We start from the raw sequence: 8243 nt of genomic DNA on the forward strand, positions 1-8243 counted from the left end.
CCTCAAAAGACCGCTTTCTCTCTTTGGAGCACACTATGATCGAATCCCTTAAACAAAGCGGTACGAAACGCACATGGCGTCGCATTCGCGTGAGGGGCAGCTGGCTGCCAGACCATGCCTTTGTGTGGGCGTATTGGAACGGCACCATGTGGAACGGCTTTACTGTCCCGATGTTTACCAGCCAGGACGCCAGCAATCTCTGTGCGGTGATGCCGAGCCTCGTGTACGTTGAGGCTCGCCAAGTCTTTGCTTTTCCTTTGCTGTGCCGTCTTCGCTTGCTGCGCCGCCCAGCCGACCTCGCCGAATACCTGTCGGGGTTTCGAAGCGCTGTGGCTGGATATTGCCGGAACTGTCACGGTCGTCCGGGTCCGCCCAGTCACGATTGCGGAGAGCGGCGGCATGATGTCCGCGAAAGGCCAACACCATTTGTCAAAGCTAAATTGAAATCTATGGTCAGCCCGATCTTTGCAAGGTTGAGGTCGATGATCTGTGGCTTGCCTAAATCTATCCAGAGTCTGCTTGGAGATTGCTCTCCCGCTCCACGATGAAAGTCGCGCCCGGTAGTATTAAAAATGTCCGCACTTTGTGGTAGCTATACAATTTGTCAGGGTGTCCACCGGGCCACTGGGCCGTTGGGTCATCAATGTCAACGTCGCAAAGCCTGAATTAACAAATAATCCTGCGCGGTCAGCCCACCTTCAGCTCGCCGCGGCCACGGGGATTTGGTAATCACTGCGGCGGTACAGCAACGCCCACGCTATGCTTGCAAGCTTATTGGCCAAGGCACACGCGACGACGTTTGGATGGCGCCGTACGAGCATCTTCCGAAGCCAATCCCCAAGCCCATCCGTTCGTCGATGAAGACGTGTCATTACAGAGCATGCGCATTGAATCAGCAGGCAACGTATGCTTTTGTCGCCTCGCTTACTGATACCGAGCAGAGCCGGGCGACCGCCAGTACTGTATTGCCGCGGCACTAGCCTTATCGATGCGGCAATGTCACGCCCGGAGCGAGAATTCTTTGCATCCCCCAGTTCAGCGGCCAACAAGCTGTCGGTAATGGCTCCAATGCCCGGGATGGCAAGCAGGCGCAGAGCGTTGTCGTCTTCCTTAAGCTGCTGCGACAGTTCCGCTTGACCTGGTCGTCAAGGCACTTGAGCGGGACCCAGAAACCAGCGTCGATCATGATCCGGCGCACCGTCTCGGTGGCCAGGTCGATGCCATGGCGCTCGCGCAGCTTCTCGGCGGCGAGCGTCGGGCCGAAGTCGGCGTAGCTGCCGCGAATCAGGCCGCGCACGCGGGACTCCAGCCCCGACGGCAGCTGGCGGTTGCTGTCACGGCCGCGCTTACGCGAGCCCAGGCCACTCGGACCATCCTCGCGGTAGCGCAGCACCAGCCGTTCCACCTGGCGCCGCGACAAGCCGAGCTTCTCGGCGGCGCGCCAGACCGCCAGGCCATGGTCGACCACGGCCTGAATCACCTTGAGCCGATCGAGTTCGCGCATCGTCGTCGTGATGGTCTCGGGCTTGCGCATCGCGGCCTCCAGTCTCGGACAGACGGAAAGCCGCCAGCATGCCAGCCTGGGCAAGGGGGTACGTCATTTCTATTTGGCTCAAATGCGACATTACTATTTGGGGCCAACACGTGCTGTCAAAGCTAAATTGAAATGTCCGGTCTCTGGCTAAGTTGAAATGTCCGGTTGATCGGCTATTGGGGTGAGCGTAGGGCGGTAGTGCTGTCCTGACGTGACTGAGTCCAAGCCGTGCTGCCTGAGCCCTGTTGAACTGCCAGCGCAAGCTGAATCAGTTTTCCGTTCCGTTAAGCGGCCACGGCTGCTCCTGCAGCCTTTGCAACGCTTCCAACATATCGTTCTGGCCGAGCGACCGCTGCGATTTCTTGCCGGGCGGCCGTCCACGCTTGCGCGGAACCCCCTCCGTGCCAGGCACAGAGAGCGAACGCGTGTTATCGCGCTTCTCCTGCACGTATTGCGCCAACTGCAGCACATGTCCCAGGCGCTTGTTGTCCACGATCGCGCCCTGGTCCACTTCCGACAGCCGGTCATAGGTGGTGTAGGGCAGGGCGGCGCCATTAGCCCGCGGCTCGATCCTGCCATCTGGGTAGTGATAGACGTCGATGTAGCAGCCAGCCAGCTTGCGATGCTCCGGCGGGTCCGCCAGCAGGTAGAGCATCTTGTCGTACTGGATCGTCAGGCTCTTGGACACGCAGCGTGGCTCGCGCCACGCGAAGATCAGATCCAGATTCTCGTCCGGTCGCAGCGGTCGATGGGCGTTGTGGTTGTTGCGCGGCACCTTGGCAAAGCGCGCGTTGTAGTCGGCGATGAACTCCGCCATGAAGCCATTGGCCGCCTCCATGGTGCTGATGCCACGCAGGCGCAGCTCCTTGACCAGCCGGTCCTGCAAGGTCAGGTGTGTCCGTTCCACGCGGCCTTTTGCCTGGCTGCTGTTGGCGCAGATGCCTTCGATGTTCAGTTCGAACAAGGCCCGCGCAAACTGCGTATGGCCGTCGCCGCTAGTTGCTCCTTGCTTGTTGACCCGGAAAACGCTGGCCTTGTCACTGTAAAACGCCACCGGCTTGCCGTGGCGCTCCAGGTAGGCGCGGGTCGCCGCGAAGTACGTGAACGTGGCCTCCGAATGGGTAAAGCGCAGCTCCATGATCCGGCTGGTGGCGTCGTCGACATAAACGAGCAGCGTGCAGGCAGGCGCGCGTTCCTCAAACCAGCGGTGATCGCAGCCATCAATCTGAATCAGTTCGCCATAGCAGGCGCGCCGATTACGAGGCTGATAGACCTTGAGCGGGCGCTGTTTGCGCGGTACCCACAGGCCGGCAACCATCATCAGCCGCCGGACCGTTTCCTTCGCCAGAGTGAGCCCGTGTGCTTCGCGCAGCTTCTCGGCCGCCAGGGTCGGGCCGAAGTCGGCATAGTGTTCCCGGATCAGGCCGAGCGCTGCGGCTTCGCGCTCGCCAGACAGACGGTTGTTGCTGGGTCGGCCGCGCTTGCGCGAGACCAGCCCGGCTGGGCCTTCCAGCCGGTAGCGCTCCAGTAACCGCCGCAGCTGCCGGTCAGTGATCTCCAATCGTTCGGCGGCCACGCCAGGCCGCAACTGACCATCCATGACCGCCTGGACGGTCTTGAGCCTGTCAATCTCGCGCATGCTTAGAGACCGTTTCAAAAAGACCCCGAGGGGGCTGTTAACCTTTTCGGCAAGCTGTTAACCTTGGCCATCTGAACGATGGGAACCGAGGGGATGAGCGCGCCGATCATCGATGACGAGCTGTGGGCACTGATCGAACCTTTGCTGCCGCCGCCGAAGCCGCGACGCAAGAAATATCCAGGCCGCCTTCCGGTTTCGGATCGAGCTGCGCTGAACGGCATCTTGTTCGTGTTCAAGACCAGCATACGCTGGTGCGACCTGTCGACCAAGTTGGGATTCGGTTCGGGTCCGACCTGCTGGAGGCGCTTGCGCGACTGGCAGAAGGCTGGCGTGTGGAAGCGATTGCACGAACTATTGCTGGCGAAGCTTCGCGAGGCCCACGAACTCGATTTCTCACGAGTAGCCGTCGATTCATCGTCGGTGCGAGCCGTTGGGGCGGGCGAAAAACTGGCCCGAACCCCACGGATCGCTCGCGACCAGGTTCCAAGCACCACATCCTCGTCGATGCAAATGGCGTCCCAATCAGCGCAATCCTGACCGGGGCGAATCGCAACGACGTCACCCAATTGCTGCCGCTCGTCGACGCGATCCCGCCCATTCGCGGCGTGCGCGGCCGACCGCTTCAGAAGCCAAAAGTCATCTACGCAGACCGAGGCTATGACTCCGAGCCACATCGTCAGCGGCTTCGCGAGCGCGGCATCAAGCCGGTGCTTGCCAAACGCCGGACTGAGCACGGTAGTGGTCTGGGCAAGTTCCGCTGGGTTGTCGAACGTACCCAAGCGTGGCTTCACAACTTTCGTCGTCTTCGCATTCGCTTCGAACGTCGAGCTGACATTCATGAAGCGCTCCTCAAGTTCGGCTGAATTCGATGCACCTGGTATTTCCAGTAGGCGTCCATGGTTGGGCCGAATGAGTCTTTCCCCTTGTCCCAGTGGTGGATTTTGATGCCTTCGTAGGTGTCGTAGGGAAATCCACAAGGAACTGGCACCTTGTTGCGACGCCCAGATCCGGGCCTCGAAATCCAATGGAGTACCCGCCATTCCTTACGCTCCCACTGCTTTGCAGTGCAGCATGACTATATCGCCATGCCCGCTGGCATTACATTTGCACAAGGGAATGCGCTCCGGATCTGCGGCCTTTCGCAACCGGGACTGCAAAGCAAGAAGGACATGACATCCACCAAGGAGAATATCCCATGGCGCTTTTGGAACGCGCAGCGTGGTACGACATTGCCCGCACAACGAACTGGACGCCGACGTACGTCGCCGAGTCCGACCTTTTCCCGGAGGTCATGGCAGGGGCACAGGGCGTGCCCATGGAAGTCTGGGAAACCTATGACGAGCCCTACAAGACATCGTATCCAGAATATGTCCGCATTCAGCGCGACAAGGACGCTGGCGCCTACTCCGTGAAGGCCGCGCTGGAGCGCAGCCGCATGTTCGAGAACGCCGATCCCGGCTGGCTGTCTATCCTGAAGGCACATTACGGCGCCATCGCGCTCGGCGAATACGCAGCGATGAGCGCCGAGGCACGAATGGCCCGCTTCGGCCGCGCGCCAGGGATGCGCAACATGGCGACGTTTGGCATGCTTGACGAGAACCGTCACGGGCAATTGCAACTCTACTTTCCGCACGACTACTGCCCAAAGGATCGTCAGTTTGACTGGGCGCACAAGGCCTATCACACCAACGAATGGGCCGCGATCGCTGCCCGCAGTACCTTCGACGACCTATTCATGTCGCGCAGCGCGATCGAGATCGCCGTGATGCTTACGTTTGCCTTCGAAACCGGTTTCACCAACATGCAGTTCCTCGGGCTGGCGGCCGATGCGGCGGAAGCCGGCGACTTTACGTTCGCCAGCCTCATTTCAAGCATCCAGACGGACGAGTCACGGCACGCGCAGATCGGCGGCCCGGCACTGCAGATCCTGCTGGCCAACGGGCGCAAGGAGCAGGCGCAGCAGCTCGTGGACGTGGCCATTGCACGCGCATGGCGCCTGTTCTCCCTGCTGACCGGCACGTCGATGGACTACGCTACGCCGCTGCAGCATCGCAAGGAGTCATTCAAGGCGTTCGTGACGGAATGGATCGTCGGCCAGTTCGAGCGCACCCTGATAGACCTCGGTCTCGACCTGCCCTGGTACTGGGACCAGATGATCAATGAGTTCGACTACCAGCACCATGCTTACCAGCTGAGCATCTGGTTCTGGAGGCCAACCATCTGGTGGAATCCGGCCGCCGGCATGACGCCGGACTGCCGTGATTGGCTCGAAGAAAAGTATTCCGGCTGGAATGACACGTTTGGCAAGGCCTGGGACGTCATCATCGACAACCTGCTCGCGGGCAGGAAGGAGCTCACCGTCCCCGAGACGTTGCCCATTGTGTGCAACATGAGCCAGTTGCCAATCTGCGCGGTGCCGGGCAGTGGCTGGAACGTCAGGGATTATCCGCTCGAGTACAACGGCCGCACGTACCACTTCAATTCCGAGATCGACCGTTGGGTTTTCCAACAGGACCCCGTGCGTTACCGCGACCACCTGACCCTGGTCGACCGTTTCCTCGCCGGGCACATCCAGCCGCCCGACCTGGGGGGGGCACTCCTGTACATGAACCTCGCCCCCGGCGAGATTGGCGACGACGCACACCATTGCGCATGGGTGGCGGCATACCGCCGCCAGCGCGAACAGAACAAGACCGCCTGATGCGGCCATCAGATGGATAATGACATGGCACTGTTTCCAGTGATTTCGAATTTTCAATACGACTTCGTGCTGCAGCTCGTCGCCGTCGATACGGAGAACTCGATGGACGAGGTAGCGGCGGCCGCCGCGCACCATTCAGTCGGCCGTCGCGTAGCGCCTCAGCCCGGCAAGGTCTTGCGGGTGCGGCGCCAGGGGAGCGACCATTTCTATCCCCGCGACGCCCGGCTCGGCGACACCGATATCAAGCCGATGGAGTCACTCGAATTCATTTTTTGCGATGCATAAGGACACCAAAAATTTCCAGACAGTCTCCACACTCGACGAGCTGTGGGAAGGCGACATGGCCGAGGTCGTGGTGGACAGCCACGTCATCGTACTTGTCCGCCCACGAAGCGGCACGCCACGCGCATTCCAAGGCATCTGCCCGCACCAGGACATTCCGCTCGTAGAGGGAAATTTCGACGGGCGCGTACTGATGTGCCGGGCCCACCAGTGGACATTCGACGCCAACACAGGCAGGGGCATCAACCCCAGTGGATCCCGTCTCGCAGAGTATGCCATCAGGGTAGATGGTGACGACATACTTATCGCTGTCGAAGGCGTCGAACCACTGTTCGCCAATTGCTGATATTGCAAAGGAATCGATCATGAGCAGGGATCACAACACCGCCGAGGCGTACCGAAATAACCGCGTCGGCCCCGTGCTTCGCGCCAGCAGCATCACGTCCGGCGTCATCGAGGCCGCGCGGGAAGACAATCCGGGTAAGGAGATCCGTGTCGACGACAAGCTCGCATACGTGCGCATCGACACCGACGGCGAACTGATCCTGCGCCGAGCTACGCTGGAGGATACGCTGGGCCGCCCGTTCAGGATGTCCGAGCTGGAGGTCAACCTCAGCTCGTTCGCGGGCCGCATCGAGACCACGGACGACTACGTCCTCTTCTATTACAAAAAGACGCTGTAACCGGAGACGAGCATGACTACTCAACCGGACGTCCTCAAGCCGCTAAAGACCTGGAGCCACCTGGCCGCGCGGCGGCGCAAACCAAGCGAGTACGAGATCGTCTCGACGAATCTGCACTACACGACCGACAACCCCCACGCGCCGTTCGAACTCGATCCGAATTTCGAGATGGCGCAGTGGTTCAAGCGTCACCGCAACGCCTCGCCGCTGAAACACGCTGACTGGAACGCCTTTCGGGACCCCGACGAGCTCGTCTACCGCACCTACAACATTCTGCAGGACGGTCAGGAAACCTATGTGTCCGGTCTGCTGGACCAATTTTCCCAGCGCGGCCACGACTCCATGCTGGAGCACTCCTGGGCCGGCACGCTGGCGCGACTGTACACGCCGGCACGTTATCTGTTCCACACACTGCAAATGGGATCGGCCTACGTGACGCAGATGGCCCCCGCCTCCACGATCTCGAACTGCGCCGCCTACCAGACCGCCGACTCGCTGCGTTGGCTCACCCACACCGCGTATCGAACGCGAGAGCTGTCTCAGATCTTCAGCGACGTGGGCTTTGGCACCGACGAGCGCAGATGCTGGGAGCAAGATCCGGCCTGGCAGGGTTGGCGCAAGCTGGCCGAACACGCGCTCGTTGCATGGGACTGGGCAGAGTCCTTCGTCGCCTGCAGTCTAGTATTGAAGCCGGCGATGGAGGAAGTGGTCTTGCGCGGGCTTGGCGAGGCGGCGCGCCACAACGGCGACACCCTGCTCGGCTTGCTGACTGACGCGCAGCTTGCCGACGCCCAGCGGCACCGGCGCTGGGCCGGCGCGCTCGTCCGCATGGCCCTGGAGACCCCAGGCAATCGTGACGTGCTGGCCGGCTCGATTTCCCGGTGGGCGGGGCTCGCGGACGATGCGATTGCGGCCTACGGCGCGGCGTTGCCCGACGCGCCGAACACGAAGGCACGTGCCTGCGCGGCCGTGCGCGATTTCTGGGACATCATCGGCCTGGCGGGCCTGTAACGCAAGAAGTGTCGGGAGATGCGACTCGACAGCCAGCATTGGAGCCCTATGAAATGCCAGATCGATCCGAAGGCGGCGCGACGTTCACCGTAGACGCGGAAGAAGACACTCTGCTGCGCAGCCCCGCGCGCCGGCATGACCTGCCAGCGGCGGTTCGAGGCGCGTCCACTTCTTCTATGGCGCCCGGCGCTCCTATCGACGTCCTGGAGAAACTCGCCGAAGACGAGCGCCTTGCGCGCTGTCGGTGGTACTGTCCGTACCGCAGAGCGCCTGGAAGAGTCCAACGGGTTTTCGAGCGTACGCTGACAGCTCGGCTCGGCAGTTACGACTTCTATATTTGCAGGCCTCCTTGAGCGAAACCGCGCAGGTGCTCCCGATGCACCAGGTGCGGAC

Annotated in this window: 8 protein-coding genes and 2 pseudogenes; 7 read left to right on the top strand and 3 right to left on the bottom strand. The window is 61.3% G+C overall.

Translation table 11 applies throughout. The features are described from left to right. Positions 1 to 548, top strand: a 548-nt coding sequence (locus MKD38_RS29880) for a hypothetical protein (RefSeq protein ID WP_240987622.1), incomplete at its 5' end; no start/stop codon positions are given. A gap of 150 nt (positions 549 to 698) precedes the next feature. Here the strand turns inward: MKD38_RS29880 and MKD38_RS29885 are convergent. From MKD38_RS29885 to MKD38_RS29895, 3 genes and pseudogenes are all read right to left on the bottom strand, one after another. Beyond that, a pseudogene (locus MKD38_RS29885) lies at positions 699 to 1130 on the bottom strand (transposase); the annotation flags it as partial. After that, positions 1112 to 1534, bottom strand: a pseudogene (locus MKD38_RS29890) (helix-turn-helix domain-containing protein); the annotation flags it as partial. The pseudogenes MKD38_RS29885 and MKD38_RS29890, both read right to left, overlap by 19 nt. Before the next feature lie 268 nt (positions 1535 to 1802). Next, the gene (locus MKD38_RS29895) at positions 1803 to 3173 is read right to left on the bottom strand and encodes an ISNCY family transposase (RefSeq protein WP_012354735.1); all 1371 of its coding nucleotides are present in this window, start codon (positions 3171 to 3173) and stop codon (positions 1803 to 1805) included. Between the two features lie 93 nt (positions 3174 to 3266). On the opposite strand from MKD38_RS29895, the gene MKD38_RS29900 reads away from it, so the two are divergent. The 6 genes from MKD38_RS29900 to MKD38_RS29925 all read left to right on the top strand — a co-directional run bounded on the left by MKD38_RS29900 (position 3267) and on the right by MKD38_RS29925 (position 7850). Further along, a protein-coding gene (locus tag MKD38_RS29900; protein ID WP_232348031.1) for an IS5 family transposase occupies positions 3267 to 4036 on the top strand; the annotation gives its coding sequence in 2 pieces (ribosomal slippage) (positions 3267 to 3597 and positions 3597 to 4036; 771 coding nt in all). 332 nt (positions 4037 to 4368) lie between these two features. Next, on the top strand, positions 4369 to 5874 hold the full coding sequence (locus tag MKD38_RS29905; RefSeq protein WP_012354738.1) for a ferritin family protein: 1506 nt from the start codon (positions 4369 to 4371) through the stop codon (positions 5872 to 5874). Positions 5875 to 5898: 24 nt separating this feature from the next. Next, positions 5899 to 6159, top strand: a complete 261-nt coding sequence (locus tag MKD38_RS29910; RefSeq protein ID WP_012354739.1) for a toluene-4-monooxygenase system B family protein — start codon at positions 5899 to 5901, stop codon at positions 6157 to 6159. Beyond that, positions 6152 to 6502 (top strand): monooxygenase system ferredoxin subunit, encoded by a 351-nt coding sequence (locus tag MKD38_RS29915; protein ID WP_018003718.1) that lies wholly within the window; start codon positions 6152 to 6154, stop codon positions 6500 to 6502. Before MKD38_RS29910 ends, MKD38_RS29915 begins: the two co-directional genes overlap by 8 nt. 19 nt (positions 6503 to 6521) lie before the next feature. Continuing rightward, a complete protein-coding gene (locus tag MKD38_RS29920) occupies positions 6522 to 6839 on the top strand; it encodes an MmoB/DmpM family protein (RefSeq protein ID WP_012354741.1) in 318 nt (105 codons plus the stop codon). 12 nt (positions 6840 to 6851) lie between these two features. Continuing rightward, the gene (locus MKD38_RS29925) at positions 6852 to 7850 is read left to right on the top strand and encodes an aromatic/alkene monooxygenase hydroxylase subunit beta (protein WP_012354742.1); all 999 of its coding nucleotides are present in this window, start codon (positions 6852 to 6854) and stop codon (positions 7848 to 7850) included. The last annotated feature ends 393 nt before the right edge of the window (positions 7851 to 8243 follow it).

Source organism: Cupriavidus sp. WGlv3, from assembly GCF_023952475.1.
GTDB lineage: Bacteria > Pseudomonadota > Gammaproteobacteria > Burkholderiales > Burkholderiaceae > Cupriavidus > Cupriavidus phytorum.